The 269-nt window shown below is 58.7% G+C and carries 1 protein-coding gene; it reads right to left on the bottom strand.

Annotated elements, in window-relative coordinates; translation table 11 throughout:
- Nucleotides 1–123: heavy-metal-associated domain-containing protein (locus KVS67_RS12035; RefSeq protein ID WP_217565452.1), on the bottom strand; the 123-nt coding region annotated here is incomplete at its 3' end.
- Nucleotides 124–269 lie beyond the last annotated feature (146 nt).

Consider the following 269-nt stretch of genomic DNA (forward strand, 5'->3'; position numbering starts at 1 on the left):
CTTGCCGGTCTGCGCGCTGACTTGGATGTCCTGGACGCCGGGGATCTCGCTGACCTCCTCGCGGATCGACATCTCGCAGTGGCCGCAGGTCATGCCCGTCACCTGGTAATCGTTCGGAGCCATCAGGTGTCCTCCTTGTATGTCGGGTTGTACGTCGGGAGTACCCCTACCGGGTACGTGTACTAGTCAAACGTATACCCATGTCAGGTATTCCGCAAGGAGGGAGGCGATCGTGTGAGCTGCATTGCGCAAGTGCTGCAAACAATGGT

It is taken from the genome of Micrococcus sp. GbtcB5 (genome assembly GCF_019091605.1).
In the GTDB taxonomy this organism is placed as follows: domain Bacteria; phylum Actinomycetota; class Actinomycetes; order Actinomycetales; family Micrococcaceae; genus Micrococcus; species Micrococcus luteus.